The following is a 24024-nucleotide window of genomic DNA, read 5'->3' as shown; positions in this document are numbered from 1 at the left end:
GCTCGGTGGCGCTGTGTTGATAATACGCTTCGCGCTGTGAGGCCGGACGGCCCTCCCGCACGTCCCCCTCTCGATAATGGGTCCCCTTTAGCGCGGGACCCCTATTTCCAGAATCCTGCCAAACCAACTTCAAATTCGAGGCCCTTTAGGCGCTTCGCTGCTCGGCTTCTGCAGCGCCTCAGTGATCCCGGGAAATCCTGAGCCTCCCGCGCGCCTCACTAGAAGCAGAAGTTAACGCCCTTCTTGCCCTTCTCTTCCCAGCGGGTCCTAGGACCTCCCGAGCACCAATGGCCTGTTGGGCTCCGGCCTTCACGTCTGTTTGGCCATCAGCCGGTGACTTCCGATCTACGCCGAACAACGGACATTGCCAGGACCATTCCTGCATGTCGCAAAAGTGCCAAAAACAGACATGCATGAGATGCATGCTCGGGCCGCTGTCAGCGCGCAAGACACATCCCCGACCCTTTGGGCGTGGCGAGCGAATTATCCGTTTGAGTTTGCTGCTTCACCGTTTCTCTCGCGCACGACGCATCGAAACCCGATATGACTTGTCGAGCTATCGACCTGCTCGGCATGGCGCGCAGCGGGGCGGTAGCGCCGGCAGTAGTTGGGAGCACAGAGATGCGAACCGCCCTTCACCACCCTGCGCGGAATCTTGATCTCCGGCTGGCGCGGGTCAAAACTCTCCGCTTCGAGCCCGCCGCGCGGATTTGACGGCACGCAGCAGGCCTTTGGCGAATCCGCCTCGCGCTTTGTCGTGTAGAAATCCGTCGTCCACTCCCAGACATTGCCGACCATGTCGTAGAGGCCGTAGCCATTGGGTGGAAACGCTCTCACTGGCGAGGTGCGCTCGTAGCCGTCAGCCGCGAGATTCTGCTGCGGAAATTCGCCTTGCCAGGTATTGGCCATATGCCGTCCACCCACGGTGAACTCGCTGCCCCAGGCATATTCGGCCCCATCCAGCCCGCCGCGTGCGGCGAACTCCCACTCGGCTTCGGTCGGCAATTCCTTGCCGGCCCAGGCCGCATACGCCTGCGCGTCGGCATAGGACACGTGCACAACCGGATGATTGTCCGCGGTGTTGATGTTGCTCCGGGGACCGTAAGGATGCCGCCAGTCGGCGCCCTTCAAAAACTGCCACCACTCGCCCCAGAAGCGGAGATCCACGGCATGATTGGGCGGCGTGAATACCAGTGAGCCCGCATAGATCATGTGCGGCAGCGCGTTTGGGTAATCCTTCGGGTCGGGCGGCACTTCGGCCGTCGTTTTGTGGCCGGTGGCCTTCACGAACGCTTTGAACTGGCGGTTCGTTACCGGCGTCGGGTCGATCCAGAAGCCATCCACCGCCACGCGATGGACGGGGGCTTCCTCGGGATAATGATCGTTGGAGCCCATGCGGAACGCACCGCCGGGAATCCGGATCATGTCGCGGACGGGCTCATCCGCGAATGCGAGATTGAGCCCGCCCGTATCTGGCAACGAGACTGTCATATCAGCGATTGAACCCCGCAACAGGGCGGCGTGCAATCGCTATTCTGGCCTTCCAACCGAGCATGGCCTTCTCACTGCGCGCCCTTCTTGATTGTCTCTTCGATGATCTTGGAGACATCGAACGTTCCGGCGCTTTGCACCGGCGGAAACTCAGTGAGAGATTGCAGATGCTCTTTCAGCTTCGCGCCAATCGGCGCAAACTGCCAAGATACCTTCTGCAGGAGATGTCCGTAACTGTCGATCGAGTCGTAGCTTTCGAACGGGTCCATACGGATGTTGAATACCAGCGGCTTACCCAGCTTCTTGGGCGTACCGTAGTAATTTTCGCTGGTGATGAAATGCCATTTCCACGCGCCATAACGGACTGCCGCAACACTGGACTCGTTGTAGAAGATATAGAAATCCCGCTTTGAGTCCGCTGTTTTTCCGGTCCAATAATCGAGATTGTTCAATCCATCGAGATACCACTTCGACTGACGTTTGAGGCGGTCTGCAAGGTCGGTTACGCCCGCGGCGGCGGCGAGCGTCGCATGAAGGTCTTCGTGCGTCTGTATGCCGTTCAAGGTCTGGCCTGCGGGAATACGACCGGGCCAACGAACCATGCAGGGCACACGAACTCCGCCTTCATAGGTTGTCATCTTCTCGCCGCGAAATGGCGTGGTTGCACCGTACGGCCAGGACGAATGCTCTGGCCCGTTGTCGGTTGAATATACAACGATCGTATTCTGGGTGAGGCCGTTGTCGTCGAGCCATTTCAAGACCGCGCCGATGTCGCGGTCGTGCTGAAGCATGCCGCTGCCGTGGATGTCTGCCTCCGAGGTATATTTCTCGGCCAGATAGCGGTCGGCCTCCGATAGACGGGTGTAGAGATGCATGCGGCTGGTGTTCAACCACACGAAGAACGGCTTGTTTGCGTCGCGATTTCTTTTCATGAAATCGAACGCTCGCGGCGTGACTTCGGCTGCGTCAAAATTCTCCATGCGCTTGGCGGACAGCGGGCCTGTGTCACGGATTCGTTGCTTGCCGACCTTGCCAAACCGAGGGTCCACGGTCTGGTCGTCGGTATCGGTCGCAAAGCTCTCGATCACGCCGCGGGTGCCGTACTTCTTCTCGAAATCGGGGCCATCTTTCTCCGCCCACGCCTTATAGTCACGCTGTTCAGCTTCTTCTTGCGTGTTCAAATGATAGAGGTTGCCAAAGAACTCGTCGAAGCCGTGAACAGTCGGTAAGTGCTCATTGTTGTCGCCCAAATGATTCTTGCCAAACTGGCCGGTGGCGTAGCCTTGGGCCTTAAGTGTATCCGCCAGAGTGGGCGTGCCGGATTTCAATCCAAGTTTATCTCCCGGAAGGCCCACGGTCGTCATACCGCAGCGGATGGGATACGAGCCGGTGATGAAGGCGGCGCGACCGGCCGTGCAACTTGGCTGGGCATAATGATCTACAAATTTTACACCCTCGTTGCCGATGCGATCGATATTCGGCGTGCGATATCCCATCGTTCCGAGGCCATACGCACTCAGATTTTGCCAACCGATATCATCGCCGAAAATAACGAGGATGTTTGGCTGCTGACCGGAAGCGGGCGTGGTTGGCCTTGGCTGAGCCTGTGCAGAGCGAAGTGGAGTGGATGCAACAAGCGCAGACACTGCTGCGAGCGTGGTACTTCCTAGAAGAATGTTACGGCGGCTAAGACTATTCGCGCTTGTTAAACTCGATGAGCCCGGTTGGGGGTTTTCATTTTTAGTAAAGTTGCTCATTTCCTTCTCCCTGTACGGCTGAGTTCCATGATTTCCATTCCAAGGTGCTTGCGGCAGCTAAGCTCATTGCCCTCAAGCCCCGGGAAGTCGCGACGCTATTTGACTAGCGGAATATTGCGCACATGGTATTCGGAGAGTGTAACTTTGGGCTCAGTTGGAGGGTGGGTTGGTACGAGAAGCCGAAAACGCAGCCACACTTGTAGCCAAGCGTGAAGCCGCCGAAATTTTCCGGCAGGCCGGTTGGCTTGCGAGCGCGCCGGCATTGTTCCGTACAGAAATAATTCGACGGTCTGCAGTGCAGCATGTCGAGGCCAACTCGATCCTTTATCTCGCTGGCGACATGCCGAAAGAACTTTTTGGGGTCCTAAGCGGAACTATCAAAATCGAACTCGTAACCGCCGGGACCGAATCCCAAGTTGCGTTTATTGGGCACCCGGGATTTTGGTTCGGAGAAGCCGCTCTGATACGTGGGGCAAATCGCCTAGTAACCGTGACAACAGTTAGCGAAGCTGTCCTGCTTAAATTGAGCGCGGTTGATTTCGAAAAGATGGCTGCTGACACGGCCTCGCTCCGTCAATTTGCAATGCTCTCTGTTGGAAACTTAGAACTGGCGATGAGCACCGTTGCCCTCTTGCTTACGCGCGACCCGGTGAAGCGCATTGCGTTTGGACTACTGACGGTGGCTGGAAGAGGTTCGGTCATAACTCTTAGTCAGGCAGACTTCGCAACGATGTGCGCCGTTACAAGAAAGACAGTAAACAAGACTCTCAAGATATTGAGGACTGCGGGCGTAATAAATGTCGGATATAGTGAAATTGAGATTTTAGACAGACCTCGGTTGATAATGGCAAGTGTTCACGGCGCATCTTTTGAGCGATAGTGAGCTTTTCGCGCAGGCGACCGGTGGACGCGCGTTCGAATCCCAAGCGCAGAACAGAAAACGCCTCATGTAGGCGGAACGTTCGACCTACCACGACACCTCAGATAATCATCACAACGATGTCGCCTTCGGGTCAAAGGCGGACTTCGAGGCAGATAGCCGGAACGTCCGCTTTGCCCTCGACACCCGACATTGGTTACCTTCAGTCGCCAATGGGTCCCCTATTCTGCGGGACCCCTATTTCGGCGTTGTCCGCCAAATCGATTCAAGATTCGCCGATTAAAGTCGCGTTTGCTGCTCGGCAGGTGCGTCGCTCTTGGGACCCGTGAGTTTCTCCCGGCAGCCTTGGGATGCCACGGGAGCCCCCTAAGGAATCGACAGAAGCGCCGAAGTGGGAGCGCTACCAATTAAGCCCGAGCGAACCCGAACGAATCACGCGCATTCCTAGGGATTCCTAGGACCCATGCCAAACGACTGTCCGATGAGAGAAATGGTCCAATAACCTCACGCACGATCAGCCCGGGCCAATCGCGGCACCCGAGGTCACCACGGCCCCCGCCACAAACCGTTTACATGGTGTTGGGTGACTCTGCGGAGTCCACTGAGGGGCCATGCAACAGAGAGCGGCCGGGATAGCCCGTGAGCATCTAACCGACTCTGACGAGTCCACAGGTCGTCCTGAGGGCATGCCGCGAGCAACGGTCTCACGGGGAAGAAGCTGTGGTTACATACACGCAAATGGCCCGACGGCTGATCCCTGTCGCCGCGCAAAACGTTCCACGTTATGGAGGGTGGTGGCTAAGCTAGGCTGAGTTTAGCCTAGGATTGCCCTAGATGGAGGTATATGGCCATTATCACCATCACCCACCCCGCATAGGCCTCCTAAGAGCCCAAGCTGACCTAGGTCAGCGAGGGGTAGACTTTGAGCAATGGCGTGACACCGAGCGCGTCCTTGAACTGTTCCTGCAACAATCGCCGAGCAACCCCGACCTTGGACCTAGGGACCAGCAGGCTGTCATGGACGGGTGCCGATGGGATGAAGTGTTCAGTTGCAAGGCGAACCATGGTCGAGATGATCACGCGGCTCTCTAAAAACATTAGGTCGCCGTAGCTACTCGGTATTCTGGGAGCCTGCTGGCCCCAAGAAGCAAGCAACGGATGCCTAGCAAGCACCGCGGCGCGCACGCGCTTCACCGGATACTTCTTCGGATCAATCTCCCAGCCTTCATTGCGGTGCTTCTTGGCGAAGTCCTTCTTCAAGCGGGCAGACCATTGACCGATTAACCCTCGGTTGCCGAAGGAAGCATTCACCCACGCTTTTACTATGGCACGGTCGATGCCCTCTGGACCTAGGATGCCTTCGTAAGCGCCAGCAACATCCACCGCGCGGCCGTGCGCTGCGTGGAAGATGGTCAAGTAGGACCCGCTAATGTCAATCTCCGACAGAGACTCCCCATCAATCTTCAACGCGATGCGGCTTTCTCGGGGCATGTGCTGATAGTTCGACTTGGGTATGCCGGGCTGAGAATATAGGCGACCTCCCCTGTCGAAGTTGAAGTCGCGGCCTGTGGCTTCGTGGAACATGCGTACCCAGCCGCTGTGTCGCGCACCTTCTAACTTGTGCTTGCCAAAGAAAGCGTTCAGATCCGCGACCTCATCGCGCATCCGTTGTACGTGAGGGGTGTTGCGGGTCGGCATGGGCGGGCTCGTGATTCGCACAAGTTCCGAAGGCATGTCGAACTCGACTGCGAAGTGCTCGTCGGCGTTGTCCACCGTGATGCCGTTGCTCTCGCAAATCTCAAGAAGCCTTGGGGTCGCCCGAAACCGCGATAGTCTCCCCACCAGCGGCCCGGGATTGTCGAATGCCAAGATGCCAGGGAATCCCTTGTTCTCTTCCAACAGGCCTGCTGCAATCCACGGCTTGCGTATTCCACCGAACGTGCGCCAGCTGACAGGGCTGGGCTCATTGAAGTTAGCCTTGTTCAGCGACACCGCGAGCCAGCCACCACCATCTTCCACAACCGTTGAAATCAGCAACTCAGCCAACCATGATGCGATGGCCTGACGACGCCGGTCCGCGAACTTGTCCCCCGCACGGTACGGTCCCTTGTGCGCACCCGCGCTCGATGGACGCGGATAGGTTTCATCGAGAAACGAAACGAGCCTCGTGGCATCGGCACTGATTGCGCGGCCTTTGTGGTTTGCGCGAGGTGCACGGTAGAGTTCAGCGGTGACCTCAGAGGAAGTCTTCGCGATGCCGCGCGGCTCCAAGGTTTCGGGCAACTCCGGGTAATGGGCTTCTTCAGTCATATGGGCGGGTAAGCCTCTCGTGTGTTCGGGCGACGGGGGGCTGAGCTACAGTTCGGTAGCACGATGCAGCGGGGATCAAATCATTTTCGTTTGGCAGTGGTCGTTCGGACACCGACAGGCCGGACATGCGAGAGGTCCAAGCCGTGATATTCAACCCTCGCAACTGCATCCTTCAGCAGCTTGATACCGAATCGCGTTAGCATCTCCTTCGCGCCGTACTCTCGGCCGACTGACTTCGGACCCCTGTGACCCGTCAGCGCGTCCCGCAATTCCTCATCGGGCGAAGCCTTCCGCAGTGCGTCCTTGAAGCCGTGCCTGAACGAATGAAACACTTTGGCAGTGTCGGTGACACCTTGGGCGTCGAGATATCGACCAAACCATTTCGACCACGCTGAGACGCCTGCACGATCCCACTCATGTTGGGGCGCGACCAGCGGGAACAAGAAAGCATTGTCGCCAGCTTTTCGCCGGACATCTTCGACATATCTGAGGAAACCCAGCTTCACGAGCTGGGAATGAACGGGAATGACCCGTTGAGAGGCCTTGGTCTTGAGGCGCTTACCTCTGGACGTCTGTTTGGTGACGAAGAGCAGCGGCGTTTGTGTCTCCGGCTCTGTCTTGACATCGGCCACAGTGAGCCCCGCCAATTCAGCCTGACGCGCGCCGTTGAACAGTGCCAGCAGCGGTAACCAGAATGCGGCGTAGCCGCGGCCTCCTTCGGGAAAGTCGTGAGTGGTGAATACAGGGGCAGCAAAGAGCAGCTTGAGGTCCGAACTCTCAAACGACGTGCGGTCGGACCCGTCTTCTTCGACGCGCATCTTATGGAAGGGATCGGACCACGGCACGTCCTCGGGAATGACTCCGTTGCGGTGACCCCAGCCAGCGATTGTCTGCACAGCTCCCAACTGCTTGTTGATCGTACCTTGCGAGACCTTGGGTAGCTCAGGATGCTTCCGGCCCCACTCGCGCAGTTCGGGAAGGGTAGCTTTAAGCAGTGCGCCAGTACGGCGGCGCGGCACGCCTTGAATGGCTTCACGATACTCCCGTGCATGAGACTTCCTCAACGCAGCGATAGGTAAGTCGCCGTGCAATTGAATGAACATCTCAACGGCCCGCTTATATTCTCCAACCGAGTTCTTGCCTCGCTCACGCTCCTTGTTCCAGCCTTCGAACGCAACGCGAAGTGTCCCTCCAGCATCAGGCGCACTTGGGAAACCCGTGGTGACCTTTGGTGTCTCGACAGGTTCACCCGCGTTTCGCTGCCCAATCGCCTGTAGCGCGCGGACATAAGACTGCAGGACCGCAATGCCCAGTTTCGCGTAGGAGGAGCTGCTCGGATCGAGATTGATGCCGAACGCGGCCAGAGCGTCCGTGACGTGATGCTCGACCGCCAAAATGTCGCCTTGTGCGAGCGCATCGCGCATTCCGCTCAAGTTTTCTGCATCGTATTCGCGGCGCAGGTCCAGCTGACCCACGGAGAGACCGTACGTGGGCAACGCGTCGTAAAGAAACGCCGGGGTCGGCATTTCCTCCCCTTCGTCCAATTGTCGGCGAACCTGAGCCTCAAGCCGTTTCCACTCGTCCCGCCCGCCAAATCGAAAACGCTCGTCCAATGCGAGCTGTTCGGCGAACACATATTCCGCCATTCGCGCAATCTCTGTTGCGTTCAAACTCGCCCGGGCCGCTGGCGCAGGCTCCGCCAGTGCAGTGGCGGCGCTTAAAGTTCTATCGAACCCGGCAAGCACGGGCTTCGCTCGGACGTTTGCTGTCTTGAGGTCTTTGGTGCCTAGGGACTTCTTAAGGAAGCTCTGGCGCTCCTTGCCCTGATCGAGCACGCGCGCAACAGCCGTCTGTAGCCGTTCAGGGACCTTCACACGGGCGTACCAAGTCCCGTGCCTATCCTTCATCAAACCCATGAGCGCCCGCGCCAAATGACCCACCGCGTGATACCACCACAACAGCAGCCAAGGCCTGATTTCACAGATGTTCTTGAGTTATCAACGCTTCTTAGTGCGCTGGCGCTCCCTAGGGGAATCGAACCCCTGTTTCAGCCTTGAGAGGGCTAATACATACAGCTCGCCGCGTTCGCTGGCGTTCGCCCACGTTCGTACAAGCCTCAGTAATCACTCGTTTAACTGGACACTGGCGTCCTTACGCGTTCGTGGGCGTTCGCTGGCGTTAGCGCACGTCAACTGGACACTTACTGGATACGCGGCTAGACTTGTTTGCAACCGCAATGAGAGCAGCCGCCATGGTTAGACGTTTGAAAAGCGCAGCGCTGGATTCACGCAATGCGCGCTTGGACCTAAAGCAGAGCAAGAAGCCGCGTTTCGAGTCGGTCGGACAGGGGTTGTCCGTGGGTTACCGCCGCACCAAGACAAACGGCACGTGGATCTTCCGCAAGTCCGACGGCAAAGGGGGAATGAGTACGAAGGCAATCGGAGTTGCCGATGACTACGTCGAGGCCGACGGTGAGACGGTGTTGAGCTACTGGCAGGCAGTCGACAAAGTCAGAGAGTTGGGGAGACCCAGCGGCTCAGCGCCCGGCTCGATCACCGTCAAGGAAGCGTTCGACAACTATCTTCCGACCTTGGAAGCAAAGAACGCACGCAGCGCGCATACCACCAAGGGTCGCGTCAACAAGCATATCCTCCCGCGTTTGGGCACGTTCAGGGTAGTGGATCTCACGAAAACCCAACTGGACGGCTGGAAGGCGTCGCTCGTGAAGAAATCGGACGACAAGGAAGCCGTCCGAAAATCGAAGGACTCGGCCAATCGGGTTCTCAGCATGCTGAAGGCGTTTCTCAATCATGCCTGCGATGACGAGGCCAACGCGATTCCCAGCGATCAGGCGTGGCGCAAAGTGAAGCCATTCAAAGACGTCGCCCGTCCCCGGGAAGTCCGATTTTCCCCGCCTCAGGCTCAGAAACTGATCAATACGATCGAGGATGCCAAATTCGCCAGACTGGTCGAAGGCGGATATGCAACAGGCGGTCGCTACGAAGAGTTGACCGGCGCGAAAGTCGCGCACTTCGACGGGGCCGGCGGGTTTCTGACCGTTTCGGGTAAAACCGGATCGCGCCCCATCATCCTCCAGACGAGTGCCGTAAAGATGTTTTCCCACATCACTGCCGGTCGTCCTGCCGATGCATTCATCTTCGAAAAGAAGGACGGAGCGCGATGGAAACCGTCCGATCAAGTCCGCCCCATGAAGAAGGCCATCCGAAAGGCGAAGCTCGATCCGAAGGGCTGTTTTTATGCGCTCAGGCACGCATATATCTCGGAGGCCATCGAAGAAAACGTTCCGCTCACCATTATCGCCGACAATTGCGGAACCAGCGTCAGGATGATTGAGCAAACATACGCGAAGGTTCTGTCCGAAAAGAAACGCAAGTATATCGAGCAAGGCGCTCCCAAGCTGCAATCCCAGGGCTTCTAATATGGACGAAATAGAAAAAGCACCGAACATGATCCCGCAGGGGGCGATCCGGCTGAGCGAGGCGTTTGAGGACTTGTATCGGCATCTTACCCCGGACTGGAGAGACCTGGCGGAGCGAAGCGTTCAATGGGAGGAAATACCTCCCGATCCGCAAGAGGAATCCTCTTTGGAAAATCCTTATCCAGCCGTGGTCGTAGCGGCCGATCGCGCGGAGAGCATTTTTCGATGGGCTCTCAGGGACGGCGATTTACGTGCATACATTCACAACATTCAAACCGGCGTTGACCTCGAGCTCGATCCTCGAGAGTGGGCAAAATCCGGAGAGCAAGTGGGAATCAATTTCGACTACACCGGTTCGCAAATGCCTGGTCCAGACTGTTCGCTCAATGGAATGCGGCAACCCGTCTTCCTCCTGCGAGAGGCCTTCGAGCGGTGGATGGCGCAAACGGTGGGTGCCGGGTCACTCGATTCACCTGGAACGCTCGGCCGGCTCAGCCGGGATGATACGGGCAGGGTATTAGCGACCCGTGCGTTCTCTGTCGAAGACGTGATGGAGCGGACCGGCTTGTCTAAGACCAAATTCTACGAGGAAAAAGATCGCGGCAGACTGCGCGCAAGAAAATGTGGTACCCGCACGTTGATTTTGGAAACAGACCTAGACGAATTTCTCAATAACCTTGAAGAAGCTCCCACTGGGTCAAGCTGATGACAACCCGTTAGGTAAGCTCAAAGCTCGCGTTGACTTGCGCGCCACTCGATCGTCCAAGTGCGCGCTATGTGGCGCTGAACGAAATGCCCCACAGCGGACAACAGAAATAAAGCGCGGTGATTGTCGGCGAAGGGTGGCAAAACCGGTCATGGGCCGACGCATACGTCCGTTCTGCCCTCCTAAGGGACATCCCAGCGAGCGGCTGCTTTGCGCCAACAGCGGTCATTCGCTCATCGGACGTTCTGGAACTTGCATGCACGCTAACTGATAAGGTCTCTACTCTTTCCTACTCAGTCCAGCAGCGGTTCACGGTTTCGGCTCGAACCGCATGGACTTGACGATGCGGTCCCTGACGGGGCCGGCGAGATCGACCTTGACGGCCCAGTCGCCGTGCATCTCAAGCAGGATGCGCGCGCGGTAGGTCCCCGCCGCGCTGTCGGGAACGGCCTTGACCGGCTTGACGTTGTGGGCCATCGGCATCGACGGCATATCGGCGCCGACCGTCACATCGACGCCGGTCAGCGCCGCCCCGCTTCGCTGGTCCGACAGCTTGATGGCGCAGTCGTATTCGAGCGACTTTGCGGTGGCCGCGCAACTCACCTCCGCCTTGGCCTTGACGCCGGCGGCCAGTCCGCTCCCGGACAAAACCATCGCGACGAGCAGCGAAAGCAGGAAACCCGGTACGGCGATCATGACAGCTCCTTTCCGAGGACAGTGTCGTTTGCGGGCGAAGGCCGCGGCCGGCGGCGAACCGCGCGCCGGATCCGGTGCACCAGCTGCTCGTCAAGCAGCCCGCGCGGGCGGACGATCAGCAGCACCGCCACCAGACCGCCGAACACGATCATGCGATAGCCGGCAAACCAGCGCGTCGACTCCAGCAGCCCGATATCGATGACGACGCCGAGCAGCGGCCCGAACGCGGTGCCGAGGCCGCCGATCAGGCCATAGGCAAGGCTGTGCACGCCGAGCATCACGTCGAAGATGGCGGGCTCGACATAGGTCGTGAGATGCGCATAGAGCCCGCCGCCGAGACCGGCGATGGTGCCGGCAAGGCAGGCCGCCGTCAGCTTGACCGGGACCACCGCGACGCCCTGCGTGGCGGCGAGCAGATCATCCTCCCCGATCATGCGAAAGGCGGTGCCAAGCCGCGATCGTTCGAGCAGAAAGAGGCCGAACAGGGTGGCGCCGAGCAGTCCGTAGATGATCAGCATGAACTGCGTCGCGCTGACGTCGTTCTCGAAGATGTAGCGGATATTGCGGAAACCCTCGATGCCATTTGGTCCGACCAGTTCGCCGTCGCGTACGATTTGATAGCGGAACAGTTCGAACAGAATCCGCACGGCCTCCGCGAACGCCAGCGTGGCGATGGCAAACTGCAACCCGTGCAGCCGCAGCGTCGGCAGCCCGACCAGCAAGGCGGCGGCCGCACCCGTCGCAGCGCCCGCGCCGAGCCCGAGGGCGAACGGCAACTGCCACATCGCCGTGACGATGCCGGAGGTGTAGGCGCCGATGGCGAAGAAGGCCTGCTGGCCGAAGGAGATTTCCCCGGTCAACAGCAGCAGATAGGCCGACAGCGCGACAAAGGAGATCACGCCGATGTTGGAGACGATGCCGATCAGGTGGTCGTCCATCGATCACCTCCGCGCTGGCCCATACCCCTGCGGACCGCCGTGGTGCCGAGGATGCCGCCCGGCCGCAGCACCAGCAGCACGAACAGAACGGCATAGGCGGCGAGATCGCGCACCTGCGGCCCAAACAGGTTCTGGCTGTGGGCCTCGATGACGCCGAGAGCGAGGCCGCCGACAATCGCCCCGGGAATCGAGCCGAGCCCGCCGATCATCATGGCGATCAGCCCCTTCAGCGTCGCCCACATCCCGAGCATCGCGGTGACCTGCTGATTGGCCGACAGCACGAGAAAGCCGGCGACGCCGCCGATCGCCGACGCCAGCGCAAAAGCCTTGAGCATGGTGCGCTCGACATCGATCCCGGAAAGACTCGCCGCGAGGCTGTTTTCAACGATCGCGCGCAAGCCCAGACCAAACCGGGTGCGATACAGCAGCAGAGTGAGGGCAGCCGACATCGCCAGCATCGCGGCCAGCATGATGAGGTAGTCGGGGCGCACCACGAATGGACCCAGCGACCAGAGTTCGCCGCCGGTCAGCGACGGGAACGGATAGCTGTGACGCGGCAGCATCAGCAGGCTCGCCTGCTCGAGCTGCATCCAGATCGCGAAGCTCGAAACCATCGAGGCAACGCCGGCGCCGACGCCGAGCGGCGCGAAACAGAGCCGCTCGACATAGATTCCGGCCATCACCGAGCCTGCGACCGCGACGATCGCCACGACATAGGTCGGCGGGCCGAACTTGATGTAGAGCAGCGTACCGAGATAGGCCCCGATCATGATCGAGGGGCCATAGCTCAGGTTGAGCCGACGCATGACGCCGAAGATCAATGCGAAGCCGAGCGCCAGAAGCCCGTAGGAGGAACCAACCATCAGACCGTCCAGCGTGGTCTGGATGAAGGGGATCATGCGCGCGCCGATCCGATCAACCGGCCGAACGGCGCGTGCCGAGATAGGCGCGCTTGATGACTTCGTCCTCCGCCAGTTCGCCGGGATTTCCGGAGAATGTCACGCGGCCCTGTTCCATGAGATAGAAATGGTGCGCGACCTGCAGCGCCAGATGGGCGTTCTGCTCGACCAGGAAAATCGTCACGCCTTCCCGGTTCAGTTCGGCGATGATGCCGAAGATCTCCTTGACGACAATGGGAGCGAGGCCGAGCGACGGCTCATCCATCAGCAGAAGCCGCGGACGCGACATCAGCGCGCGCGCCACCGCCAGCATCTGCTGCTCGCCGCCGGACAGCGTTCCGGCCAGCTGCTCGCGCCGCTCCTTCAGGCGCGGAAAGCGCGCATACATCCGCTCGAGGTCGGCGGTGACCTCACCGGAATCGTTGCGCTGGTAGGCGCCGGCCAGCAGGTTCTCGCGCACGCTCATCTGCGGGAACACCAGCCGGTTCTCCGGGACCAGCGCGACGCCGTTGCCGACGATGCGGGCCGGCGAAAGGCCGACAAGTTCGCTCCCCTCCAGCCTGATCGAGCCCTGGCGCGGCTTCAGGGCTCCGGCGATCGACATCATCAGCGTGGTCTTGCCGGCGCCGTTCGGCCCGAGCAGGCAAGTGATGCGGCCCTTGGCGGCGCTGAGCGAGACGCCCTTCAGCGCCTCGATCTTGCCGTAAGCCGTGACGACGTCGGTAATTTCGAGCATCGCCTCCATCACGCCGCCTCCGCCACGCCAAGATAGGCTTGCTGCACCAGCGGATTGGTCTGCACTTCGTCCGGCGTTCCCTCGGCGATCTTCTGGCCGAAATTGAGAACCGCAATTCGATCCGTTACCGCCATCACCAGCTCCATGTGATGCTCGATCAAGAGGATCGTCAGGCCATCCTGCTTCAGCTTGCGGATGCGGGCGTCGAGCTGGTCGATCTCCTCGGCGTTCATTCCGGCGGCCGGCTCGTCGAGCAGCAGCAGCGCCGGCTTGGCCACGACGGCGCGGGCGAGTTCGAGGCGGCGCTGTTCGCCGAACGCGAGATTGCCCGCGAGTTCGTCGCGCTTGCCCGACAGATCGGAAAACTCGAGGATCCGGTCGATTTCCTCGCGCGCGCGGCCCGGACCGCCAAGCCAGCGGCGCAGGAAGCCCTCGCTGCGGTGTTCGGTCGAGTTCTGCGCCACCCATAAATTCTGCCAGACGCTGAGCTGGCCGAACAATCTGATGTTCTGAAATGTGCGGGTAACTCCGCGCGCCACCCGCACATGCGAGGCCAACCCGGTGATGTCCTCGTCGCGCAACAGCACCTCTCCTGCCGTGACTGGAAACAGGCCGCAAACGAGATTGACGACCGTCGACTTGCCGGAGCCGTTCGGCCCGATCAGGCCAAACACCTCGCCCCTGGGAACACGGAGGTCGAGGCCGTCGACGGCGCGCACGCCGCCGAAATGTTTACTCAGCCCCTTGAGTTCGAGCATTGCCCGGCTCCTTGTTGCTAGTCCGCATGCGCTTGACCGCGGCGATCGTCGCCGCATCGATAAGTCCGCGCGGCCTGACATTCATGGCGAGCAGAATGAGGCCGCCGAACAGCAGGTTGCGCCAGTCGCCGAGGAAGCGCAGCCCCTCGATCAGAAAGCCCTGTACGAAGACCACGGCGATCAGGGTCCCGAACACGCTCGAGAGGCCGCCAAGGATGGGATAGGCGATGGCGAAGGTGGCGAGCGCGACGCCGAACTGGGCGTGCTCGATATGGGCGGTGTAATGGGCGAAGATTCCGCCGCCGAGCCCGGCAATGAAGCCGCCGACCGTCATCGCCGCCACCTTGACCGCCGTCACATTGATCCCGGCGCTCTGGGCGGCGACTTCGTCCTCACCCACGGCGCGCAGCACGGCGCCGGCGCGCGAGCGATCCATCCACCACAGGCCCGCCATGACGAGCGCGACAAACAGCCAGATGAAGATCAGAACGTCGAGCGTCGACCAGCCATTCTCCGGGAAGAATCTGATCTGCCGGAAGCCTTCGCCGCCGGCGGGGCCGATCTTCACTTCGCCTTTCGCAACCTGATAGTCGAAGTTGAAGAAGAACAGTCGCACCGCCTCGCCGAACGCCAGCGTCGCGACCACCAGCATCAGGCCCTTGACGCGCAGCGCGGGGAAGGAGACCGCGCAGGCGGTGGCGCCGGCGACGAACGATGCGGCGGCGATCGCGGGGACGATGTGCCAGCCGGCCAGCACCGTCAGCATCGCCGCGACATAGGCGCCAATCGCGAAGAAGCCGGCCTGCGCCAGGCTGACCTGTCCGGTCAGCAGGACGCAATAGGCGGAAAGCCCCAGCAAGGTGTGGACGCCGACGATCTGGGCAAGCCCGAGATAAAAATCCATCCGGTCCCCTCAGTCCCGCCCGGCGGCGGGGGAGAAAATGCCGCCCGGCCGGAACACCAGAAACCCGAACAGCAGCAGCATGACATAGAGGTCGCGTTCGGTGACGCCGCGGAAGTACTGAAACAGGTTTTCGAATCCCCCGACCAGCAGGCCGGCGATGATCGCGCCGGGTATTGAGCCCAGTCCGCCGATCACGGTGACGATCAGGCCCTTGGTGGTCAGCGGCAGCGACAATAGCGGCGACAGCACGCCGATGGCGGCCCCGATCATGGCGCCGGCGATGCCGCCGACCACGCCGGTGATGACGAAGGTCAGACCGTTGATGCGTGGAATCGAAATTCCGCACAGCTGCGCCGCAACGGGCTGCTGCGCCACCGCGCGCGTCGCGATGCCGAGCTTGGTGCGGTAGAGCAGAACAAGTAGCAGCAGCATAGACAGGCAGCCCAGCGCGAACATGAACATCAGATCGCCGCGCAGGGTGAAAGGCCCGGCATTGACGATCACGTCGGAGAACAGCGCGGGATAGGGCACTGGGATGCCCACCGTCGCATGCACGATGATCTCGTCGATCAAGAGCAGCGCGCCTACCGTCGACATCAAAGTGGCGAGCGGATTGGCCTGGGGAATGAAGCGGAAGCAGACGACATAGATCATGAAGCCGATGATGCCACCGGCGAGGCCGGCCAGCAGAAATATGAAAATCGCCGGCGCCTTAACTACTGACAGGACGATCAGGCTGGCGTAGGCGGCGCCGATCGACGCCGCCGCGTAGGACAGGTTGATCTTGTGCATGACGCCGAACACCAGCGTGAAGCCGATCCCGAGCAGGGAATAGGTCGCGCCGAACAGAACGCCATCAGCAACCGATTGCAGCGTGTCGATGACGTCGAGATAGGACATGCCTTGGGTATCCAGGGTGGAGTTGAGCCATTTCGCGCCGAACAATTGGTCGCGCCGAACGACGGGCGTTCCCGATCCCGGAGCGGATCGCTCGCTCGTCGGGCCGCCGGCGAGACGAACCGGGTCAAGACCGGTTCGTCCCGCGTTACAGCGGTCAGGATGCTGGCCGGTGCAGAACCTTCCAGGTGTTGTCCTTGGCATGGACGAACAGGAACGGCTTGATCGCCTCGCGATCAGCGGTACGGCCGACCTTGCCGAGCAGACCGTCGGTCTCCTTCAATGCCGCGAGCCCCGCGCGCATCTTCTCCCGGTCCGCGGCAACCGTGTCAGGCTTGCCCATGACCTTCTGGGATTCGATCACGTTCTTCAGGATGAACGCGATCTCATAGGCCGCCGCACTGTGCAGATCGGCGCTGCCGCCGAACTTCGCAACCAGTTCGGCCGCCTTGGTGGCTTCCGGCGTGACCGGCGCAAAGCTGGTCGGGATCACGATTCCTTCGGCCTGTACGCCACAGCCCTGCAGCGTTTCGATCGACGACGACGAGGTGAGGCCGATCAGCAGTTTCGGCTTGACGCTCTGGCGCTGCATTTCCTTGAGCACGCCGCAGGTCGTGAACGGATGGGCTGATATCGCCACCACGTCCGGATTGGCGCGCTTCATCTCGCGCACCTGGGTCGAGAACGTCGTGTCATTCAGAAGCCACTCGCCCTGCCCCAGCAGCTGGAGCCCGCTGGCTTCGGCCTGCGTCTTGATCACGCCGAAGGTGGCGTTGGAATGCGCGAAATCCTTTTCCACGCCGCCATAGATCGTCTTGACGTCCGGGTACTGCGTCTTCACCCAGGCGAACAACGACTTGTACATCTCGAACTCGCTCGGCACATTACGGAATGCCCACTCCGAAATCTTGGCAAGTCCGCCTTTCGCCGCGACATCGGCGATGATCGGAAATTGAAGCCCCGAGTCCGAGCTGTCGCCGACTTTCTTCTGCAGAATGCCGAACAGCGATTCAGCCACGTTCGAGCAGGTCGGCCCGACCGCAATGATCGCTTCCGTGGATGCGATGCGGCGCACGACCGAAATGCCTTCTTCGGCGTTGCAGCGGTCATCGTAATATTCGAGGGCGATTTTGCCCTTGGTGCCGTCACCGAGCGTGACGCCGCCGCCATTGTTGATTTGCTCGAGCGCCGCCTTCAGCGCCGCTTCGCTGTTGATGCCGAAGACGCGCACCACACCCGACTTGGCGCCGAAGCCCGCGATCTTGACCGCACGCTCCTGGGCCTCCGCGGCTGAAGCAGCGACCATTCCGGCAATGGCGCCCGCAGCCGCAACTAGAGTCAGAGATTTCTTGATCATGACGTTTTCCCTCCCGATCGGCGACCGCATCGTAGGCGGCGAAATCTGCAATTGTCCGGGACTTGGCGCCCGGTTTTAGTGCGGGAATATCGTCGTATAGCGATACCATGGATGGTTTCGCGAAACGATCGAATTGAGTGTCCGACACCGTAGTCTAACCTGTCAAGCCAATTGGCCGGGCGGGCCGGACCAAACGAGCACCTCTTTCCAGGTCTATTCCCGCCAGATCCCGAACTGCTTCTCGCGCATTACCGAACGATCGGCAAAGCTAACCGCATTGCGCAAAAGGATCTTGGGCACAGCATCGACAGGTGGCAGATTAGAACCGACACTGCGCCCTTCCAATTGCAGATCACTCCCGCGATGGCTCGTACCCCGGCCGAACTGATCGACGCCGCCGAATTCTGCCTGCAGCATTTCCGCACCGGTGGCTCCGCGATCACGACGTGAGCACCTTTCGCGGCGAACAGCCTTGCGGTGGCCAACCCTATCCCGCATGCAGCGCCGGTTACAATGACGATCTTATCTCCAAGGGACATGCCAGAATGGCTCCAAGGCTCTATCGATGTTTAAGAAGACGTGGCGGGGCGCCGAGAATTTCATCTATCGAATCGATGCTTCGCGCACCGAACCCCGGCCACCTCCGTGTCTCCAGCCAGGCCGCAGCTAACGAGATCTAACGTCTGAACGTCAACGGCCGCTTCGCGCCGTAAGCGGCCGATCACAAACGGCCGCTTGGGTGAGATCAACGGTCAAGACAGGTTTTGACGCTATAGTCTTCGGCTCGCTATATAGCGACGCGGAGGGCGGGATGGCGGAGAAACTGTCATGCCTACTCCTATCGGCAAAGACCGGCCACAGCCTTGGAATAAGGGGTTGCTCGTCGGCCAGAAAAGACCTCTCGAACCGAAGCATGTTTGGTCCATTCGAGTTCGCCTAGAGATCGCACGATCAAGGCGCGACCTTGCAATCTTTAACCTAGCGATCGACAGCAAGCTTCGCGCCTGCGACTTAGTCAAACTGAGATTGGACGACGTTTGCTCTGGACTAAAGGTGCGGCATCGAGCAACGATCGTCCAAAAGAAGACAGGACGGCCAGTCCAATTCGAGATCACGGAGCAATCGAGAAATTCCGTTGAAGCCTTGCTACTAATGCTCCGGACCACTGGTTCCCGATATCTGTTCCCAAGCCGACTTCATGCCAGCCCTCACATATCAATCCGCCAATATGCTCGGCTGGTGCATCGCTGGGTTAAAAGCATCGGCTTAGATTCGGCCTCTTATGGCACGCACTCGATGCGGCGTACAAAGGCCGCCCAGATTTATCGTAAGACCGGCAACCTCCGCGCGGTGCAACTCCTCCTCGGCCATACGAAGCTGGAGAGCACCGTCCGATATCTCGGGATTGAGGTAGATGACGCACTGAATATTGCAGAGCAAGTCGAGCTTTAATCACCCTACCACCGGCATCACGCCGGTGGTCGTTTCCGCGCCAATAGCTGCCCTTCGGAGTTTCGAGGTCCAACTTCCGGTTTACACCCGAAAGCAGACTCAACTCAGAAATTGGGGCATGTCCGAAAAGAGCCAACAGCGGACTCGTGCACCGCAGCAAATAGCACAATTGTTCGCTTAGTCCCGTTGGCGCGTCGATCCGCGTTACGGATCGATGAGCACTCCCGGGTTGAGCATGCCTTGTGGATCGAGTTCTCTTTTTGCTGCCCGAAGCGCGGCCGCGAAAAGTTCCGGGCGCTGGCGATCGTACCAAGGCCGATGATCACGGCCAACAGCGTGATGATGCGTGATCGTACCACCCGCCTCAATCAGCGCGTCGCTGGCCGCACTCTTGATCGCCTGCCACTGCTCCAGAAGCGCACCGTGGCGGCCGAGTGCGTGGAAAGAAAAATAGGGCGCGGGCCCGTCCGGATAGACATGGGTGAAGCGGCATGTGACCTCGCCTTTCAGGCCAGTCGCTTCGAGGATCGCACGCTCCGTCGCCGCCTTTACTTTGTCGTGGAAACTTTCGAACCGATCCCAGGTGATAGCGGTCTCAAACGTGTCGTTGATGAGACCGGCCGGTGTCAAAAACTCGCGCGCATATGGCATGCGAATAAATGCGTTCCGCCATATTCCTGCCGCGCCTTCGAGATGTGCATCGCCGGCTTTTGCGGCCTCCGGCGTCCCGCCATGGTCGGCGCAGCATTCGAGCGCACGTGCCATCCAGGCATCCGGCGAATGGTCGCCGGATTCAAAGCCGAGCACCATGACCGCGACACTGCCGTCGGCCGCACCGGTGTTGAACGCCTCTTGCGCGTCAAGGATGCGGCAGTTCGATGGATAGAGGCCGGCCTGTGCGATGGCGCGCAATGCGCGTGCCGCACCGAAGAATGAATGGAAACGAACCGATGCGCCGGCACGGAATTTCGGACGTGGCTGCAATCGCATCCAGGCGCGCGAAATCACGCCGAGCGTGCCTTCCGAGCCTATGAGCATGCGGTCGGGGCTCGGTCCAGCACCCGATCCCGGCAATCGACGCGTTTCCAGTATGCCGCGCGGTGTCACGACGCGCAGGCTTTCGACGAAATCGTCTATATGCGTGTAGAGACTGGCGAAATGACCGCCCGATCGTGTCGCGATCCAGCCGCCAAGGGTTGAATATTCGAAACTCTGCGGAAAATGCCGCAACGTGACGCCGTGCGGCTTAAGCTGGTTCTCCAACGATGGACCATAGGTACCGCCCTCGATCAGTGCGGCGCGCGATATCTGATCTATCTCGACAACCTTACCGAGATTGCGTAGGTCAAGTGTGACGGCCGCCTTATAGCGAAGCCCATCGACTCGCGGCTCGACGCCGCCGCAGACGCTCGACCCGCCCCCGAACGGCGTCAGCGAGGCGCTGACACCACCGGCCCAGTCCATCACAGCGGAAATCTCTGCTTCGTTGCGTGGATATGCGACCACGTCGGGCGCGCTATCGTAGTCGCCGAGCATGGCTCGCACGTAGTCTGGATAGGATTTGCCGTAGGTGTGCGCGACCCGGTCGTAGCGTTCGCTCGTACAGAAAGCGGCAAGTGAGGTCGTCAGCGCAACGCGCGGCGCCCGCAGTGCTAGGTCCTCAAGACGCGGCACGGCTTTTGTCTCAAACGCATCGCACGCGAATTTCGCGTGGTAACGGCCGAGCACGAAAGCCTGCTCCTCAGCAGTCATGCCTTCGTCTTCGCGGCCCCAGCCGTAATGTTTTAACCTTGTACCGCTCATGGCATTCTTCCTGCTTTTTTTTGTCTGTGATTTCCGAGATAGCCGCGATATTCAGCACGCCGCTGCAGTTCTGAACATTACCTCAACGCGCGCTGAAGGTGAGGCCGGCGCGCTCCCTTAGACGCTTGCGCAATGCCGGACCCATCAGCGCGCCCGGCGTCCAGATGCCGCCCTCGCCCTGCACGTCGCGCACGAGACAGAGAGCGCTCTCGGCGATCATCTTGCTGGTCGAGCCGTAGCCCGGATCGCGGTCGCCCGTGACTACCACCTCGACCCGTCCGCCATCCGGCAGTTCGCCCAGGAAGAGGATGTCGTAGGAGCCCTTCTCGCGCTCTTCCCGAGTCGGGCCTGCGCCGGGTTTGAGACCGCCGGTCGCGACCAAGGAAACCATCGTGGCGAACGTCTCCGTCGTCACGCGAGCGAGTTCCCCAAATCCCGGCGCGACCATCATCTCGTCGTAAACAAAGTCCATGCCGTAGGGATGACCCAACAGCAAATTCGTGCGGTGCACGTTCTTGGTGTTGATCGGCGCCATGGGGAACGGCACGAGCCACACGTTCATGCGCGGGTCGTATTCGGGGATGAGGCCCGACGGCTGAGACGGCCCGGTGAACCCCGGCGTCAACGCGAAGGGATCGGTCAGCAGCCGCATCAGGGCCGGGTCGCGCGCGGCGGCGGCCAACGTCGCCCGAGCGCTCGCGGCGGTGCCGCCAGACATGCCGCCTTTCACGTTGCGCAGGCGGGCTTTGACCCGCCGCGCCGGGCGTCCGAATTTCTCGCGCGCCTTCTCCTGCAACGTGAGCACGCCGAGATCGAACGGGATGGAATCGAAGCCGCAGGAGAAGACGATGCGCGCGCCGGTCCGTTTCGCCTCTTCGTGATGGGCGTCGATCATGCGCCGCATCCAAGCCGGTTCGCCGCACAGATCAACATAGGCCGTGCCCGTGGCCGCGCAGGCCGCCACAAGCTCGGGACCGTGGAGCTGATAAGGCCCGACCGTCGTGATGATCACGGCCGCACGCGCGCACATCGAACGCAGGCTGGCCGGCTCGGCGGCATCCGCCTTAACCAAAGGCAAATCGTCCGGTGCGCCGATGTCGGCACGCACCTTCTGGAGCTTGTCGGTCGAGCGTCCCGCGATCGCCCAGGACGGAGCATCGTCGCCGCAATAGGACGTCGCCAGATATTCGGCGATGAGACGGCCAGTGTAACCCGTCGCGCCATAGACGATGAGGTCGAAGTCCCGCTTCACGACGTTGGTCCTCCTCGAGACCCGGGAGAGCTATCTTCAGTTCCGTGTGCAATCGCAGGACACGGGGACGCTCAGCACGAGCAGCAAGTGCCATTTGAGGGTCCGCCGCTTCATTGAACCGTCCCATCGCGTTTGATGGAGGATACCACAGTTCCTGCCTTGGGGCGCGCAACATCCGGTTGGGGTCAAACTCCGAAGTCCGGAGGTGCAACCGGGAAGTCGGCTTTACCCTCAATAACGGACAGCGTCAGCCGCGTCAGTCAGGTCCGAAAAGTGCCGTGGACCGGACGGCGTTGGGCGTCCCTGGACTTCGCGGCAGCCGTCACGTCCTATGGATTGGCTGGGGCAACCTGTGGCGCTACGTACGGCTCCATTCGGTGCACGATACCTTCCGCGTACAGTCCGTCTATTTCAGCCGGCGAAAGACCCAGCATCGTCGAGAGGACGTCCGTGGTGTCGTCGCCGATCGACGGCGCACCGCGCCAGATGCGGCCGGGTGTCAGCGACATCTTCGGCACCACGCCGAAGACTCGGATCGGCACACCAGACTGACGATCGAGTACGGGGACGGTCATTTCGCGAGCCGCATAGTGCTCGTCGTGATACTGGTCGCGCACGTTGAACACGCGAGCGCAGCCAATCTGAGCCGCGTTCACCGCGGTTTCCACCTCAAGTGCCGTATGCGCAGCGCAATAGTCGCGCAGCCGACGGTCGAGTTCGCGCCCCTTCTCCGAGTTGACCGCGACCGCGTCCTTCGAGCACTCGTCATAGCTGTACTCGACGGGATCAAGCCCGAGGAATCTCGGCACCCGATCGTAGATTGCGCCGCCGAGCGCGCCGATATAGACCCAGCCGTCGCTGCATTTGAACGTATCGTAGGGCTGGAAGCCCGCCGGCCGATTACCGGTATGCCCGGAGACCGCACCCTCGCCAGTGAAGATCGGCAGTGTATTGCCGTTGGTCTGGGCGACCGCTTCATATTGCGCGAGGTCGATCACCTGTCCCCGCCCGCTCTTCTTGACCTCCCACAGCGCCATCATTGTTGACGCCCACCCGGTTAGCGCGGTGACATAGTCGCCGGTATAGGATTTGGCGCGCTGCGGCGGACCAGCGGGGTCGCCGGTCAAATTCATCATGCCGCCGTAGGCCTGTGCGATCGCATCGTAGCCCGGTCGCCCAAGATATTCCTGCTTTCCGTACTGACCGTAGGTGCTGACGCGCACGATCACGAGACTAGGGTTGACCGCCAGCGCCAACTCGTTGGTGATTCCGTTACGTTCGCATGTGCCGGGGGCAGACGATTCCATCCATACGTCTGAAATCTTCCACAGCGCCATCAATAGCTCGATGCCGCGCTCCTTCTTGAAATCGAGTCCCATCGACAACTTGTTCTTCGTGACTTCGGCCTCATCGCCTCCGTGGGGGCGCGGCCCGCGCACCAACTGCGGCGCGGTGAAGCGAAAAATGTCACCGCCCGGCTTCTCGACGTGAATCACCTCAGCGCCGAACTCTGCGAGCTTGGTGCCAATGTAGGGCTGGGCGATCAGCTGCCCGGTGCCGACCGCACGAATGCCCTCCAACGGACCGAATGCGGGCGTGACACACGGCGTTTTCGGTCGCTGAAGCTTCTTGATCCACTCCGGGATGGTGCTTCGAAGTTGCTCGATCTTGTCTTCGTCCTTCACAAGCCTTGGATCGTGCGGCATGCAACACCCCCCTGTTGTGGGCATCATGCAATCGAAAATCCCG

General features: G+C 60.5%; 20 protein-coding genes, 1 tRNA gene and 1 pseudogene. 4 read left to right on the top strand and 18 right to left on the bottom strand.

Translation table 11 applies throughout. The annotated features are described in order from the left end of the window. Positions 1 to 483: 483 nt before the first annotated feature. Both JQ597_RS06035 and JQ597_RS06030 read right to left on the bottom strand, forming a co-directional pair. Positions 484 to 1491, bottom strand: a complete 1008-nt coding sequence (locus JQ597_RS06035; RefSeq protein WP_502754280.1) for a formylglycine-generating enzyme family protein — start codon at positions 1489 to 1491, stop codon at positions 484 to 486. Positions 1492 to 1562: 71 nt separating this feature from the next. Continuing rightward, the gene (locus JQ597_RS06030; protein WP_212263327.1) at positions 1563 to 3248 is read right to left on the bottom strand and encodes an arylsulfatase; all 1686 of its coding nucleotides are present in this window, start codon (positions 3246 to 3248) and stop codon (positions 1563 to 1565) included. Positions 3249 to 3414: 166 nt separating this feature from the next. Here JQ597_RS06030 and JQ597_RS06025 point away from each other — a divergent pair, with 166 nt between their 5' ends. After that, positions 3415 to 4128 (top strand): Crp/Fnr family transcriptional regulator, encoded by a 714-nt coding sequence (locus tag JQ597_RS06025; protein ID WP_212263326.1) that lies wholly within the window; start codon positions 3415 to 3417, stop codon positions 4126 to 4128. Between the two features lie 900 nt (positions 4129 to 5028). Here JQ597_RS06025 and JQ597_RS06020 read toward each other — a convergent pair. From JQ597_RS06020 to JQ597_RS06010, 3 genes are all read right to left on the bottom strand, one after another. Beyond that, on the bottom strand, positions 5029 to 6438 hold the full coding sequence (locus JQ597_RS06020) for a hypothetical protein (protein WP_212263325.1): 1410 nt from the start codon (positions 6436 to 6438) through the stop codon (positions 5029 to 5031). 80 nt (positions 6439 to 6518) lie between these two features. Further along, entirely contained in the window at positions 6519 to 8354 is a 1836-nt protein-coding gene (locus JQ597_RS06015; protein ID WP_212263324.1) for a site-specific integrase, read from the bottom strand. Positions 8355 to 8454: 100 nt separating this feature from the next. Further along, a tRNA-Glu gene (locus JQ597_RS06010) sits at positions 8455 to 8553 on the bottom strand. A gap of 136 nt (positions 8554 to 8689) precedes the next feature. Here JQ597_RS06010 and JQ597_RS06005 point away from each other — a divergent pair. Both JQ597_RS06005 and JQ597_RS06000 read left to right on the top strand, forming a co-directional pair. Next, complete coding sequence (locus JQ597_RS06005; RefSeq protein ID WP_212263323.1) at positions 8690 to 9877, top strand: tyrosine-type recombinase/integrase; 1188 nt, start codon at positions 8690 to 8692, stop codon at positions 9875 to 9877. A 1-nt stretch (position 9878) separates the two neighbouring features. After that, entirely contained in the window at positions 9879 to 10583 is a 705-nt protein-coding gene (locus JQ597_RS06000) for a helix-turn-helix domain-containing protein (RefSeq protein WP_212263322.1), read from the top strand. Between the two features lie 309 nt (positions 10584 to 10892). Here the strand turns inward: JQ597_RS06000 and JQ597_RS05995 are convergent, their stop codons facing one another. The 10 genes and pseudogenes from JQ597_RS05995 to JQ597_RS37530 all read right to left on the bottom strand — a co-directional run. Continuing rightward, the gene (locus JQ597_RS05995; RefSeq protein WP_212263321.1) at positions 10893 to 11279 is read right to left on the bottom strand and encodes a FixH family protein; all 387 of its coding nucleotides are present in this window, start codon (positions 11277 to 11279) and stop codon (positions 10893 to 10895) included. Beyond that, positions 11276 to 12217, bottom strand: coding sequence for a branched-chain amino acid ABC transporter permease (locus tag JQ597_RS05990; protein WP_212263320.1), 942 nt, complete (start codon positions 12215 to 12217; stop codon positions 11276 to 11278). Before JQ597_RS05990 ends, JQ597_RS05995 begins: the two co-directional genes overlap by 4 nt. Continuing rightward, the gene (locus JQ597_RS05985; protein WP_212263319.1) at positions 12202 to 13116 is read right to left on the bottom strand and encodes a branched-chain amino acid ABC transporter permease; all 915 of its coding nucleotides are present in this window, start codon (positions 13114 to 13116) and stop codon (positions 12202 to 12204) included. Before JQ597_RS05985 ends, JQ597_RS05990 begins: the two co-directional genes overlap by 16 nt. A 16-nt stretch (positions 13117 to 13132) precedes the next feature. Further along, on the bottom strand, positions 13133 to 13852 hold the full coding sequence (locus tag JQ597_RS05980) for an ABC transporter ATP-binding protein (protein WP_212263508.1): 720 nt from the start codon (positions 13850 to 13852) through the stop codon (positions 13133 to 13135). A gap of 8 nt (positions 13853 to 13860) precedes the next feature. After that, positions 13861 to 14610 carry an ABC transporter ATP-binding protein gene (locus tag JQ597_RS05975; protein ID WP_212263318.1) on the bottom strand — a complete coding sequence of 250 codons (750 nt, stop codon included), beginning with the start codon at positions 14608 to 14610 and terminating at the stop codon, positions 13861 to 13863. Then, positions 14585 to 15514: a branched-chain amino acid ABC transporter permease gene (locus tag JQ597_RS05970; protein WP_212263317.1), complete on the bottom strand. Its 930-nt coding sequence runs from the start codon at positions 15512 to 15514 to the stop codon at positions 14585 to 14587. Before JQ597_RS05970 ends, JQ597_RS05975 begins: the two co-directional genes overlap by 26 nt. A 9-nt stretch (positions 15515 to 15523) precedes the next feature. Further along, entirely contained in the window at positions 15524 to 16414 is an 891-nt protein-coding gene (locus JQ597_RS05965) for a branched-chain amino acid ABC transporter permease (RefSeq protein ID WP_212263316.1), read from the bottom strand. Positions 16415 to 16568: 154 nt separating this feature from the next. After that, positions 16569 to 17768: an ABC transporter substrate-binding protein gene (locus JQ597_RS05960; protein WP_212263315.1), complete on the bottom strand. Its 1200-nt coding sequence runs from the start codon at positions 17766 to 17768 to the stop codon at positions 16569 to 16571. 213 nt (positions 17769 to 17981) lie between these two features. After that, positions 17982 to 18185: a hypothetical protein gene (locus JQ597_RS37535; protein WP_249135772.1), complete on the bottom strand. Its 204-nt coding sequence runs from the start codon at positions 18183 to 18185 to the stop codon at positions 17982 to 17984. 17 nt (positions 18186 to 18202) lie between these two features. Next, positions 18203 to 18307, bottom strand: a pseudogene (locus tag JQ597_RS37530) (SDR family NAD(P)-dependent oxidoreductase); the annotation flags it as partial. 289 nt (positions 18308 to 18596) lie between these two features. Here JQ597_RS37530 and JQ597_RS05950 point away from each other — a divergent pair. Further along, positions 18597 to 19220, top strand: coding sequence for a tyrosine-type recombinase/integrase (locus tag JQ597_RS05950; protein ID WP_212263313.1), 624 nt, complete (start codon positions 18597 to 18599; stop codon positions 19218 to 19220). 204 nt (positions 19221 to 19424) lie between these two features. Here JQ597_RS05950 and JQ597_RS05945 read toward each other — a convergent pair whose 3' ends face one another. From JQ597_RS05945 to JQ597_RS05935, 3 genes are all read right to left on the bottom strand, one after another. Continuing rightward, positions 19425 to 21023 carry an FAD-binding oxidoreductase gene (locus tag JQ597_RS05945; RefSeq protein ID WP_212263312.1) on the bottom strand — a complete coding sequence of 533 codons (1599 nt, stop codon included), beginning with the start codon at positions 21021 to 21023 and terminating at the stop codon, positions 19425 to 19427. Positions 21024 to 21105: 82 nt separating this feature from the next. After that, the gene (locus JQ597_RS05940; protein ID WP_212263311.1) at positions 21106 to 22275 is read right to left on the bottom strand and encodes a saccharopine dehydrogenase family protein; all 1170 of its coding nucleotides are present in this window, start codon (positions 22273 to 22275) and stop codon (positions 21106 to 21108) included. 329 nt (positions 22276 to 22604) lie between these two features. Beyond that, positions 22605 to 23981 carry a CaiB/BaiF CoA transferase family protein gene (locus tag JQ597_RS05935; RefSeq protein WP_212263310.1) on the bottom strand — a complete coding sequence of 459 codons (1377 nt, stop codon included), beginning with the start codon at positions 23979 to 23981 and terminating at the stop codon, positions 22605 to 22607. Positions 23982 to 24024: the final 43 nt, after the last annotated feature.

The sequence above is a fragment of the Bradyrhizobium sp. AUGA SZCCT0177 genome (assembly GCF_018130125.1).
Taxonomy (GTDB): Bacteria; Pseudomonadota; Alphaproteobacteria; order Rhizobiales; family Xanthobacteraceae; genus Bradyrhizobium.
The sequence above is the reverse complement of the archived record's forward strand: the minus strand, read 5'-3'. Positions and strand labels throughout refer to the sequence as shown.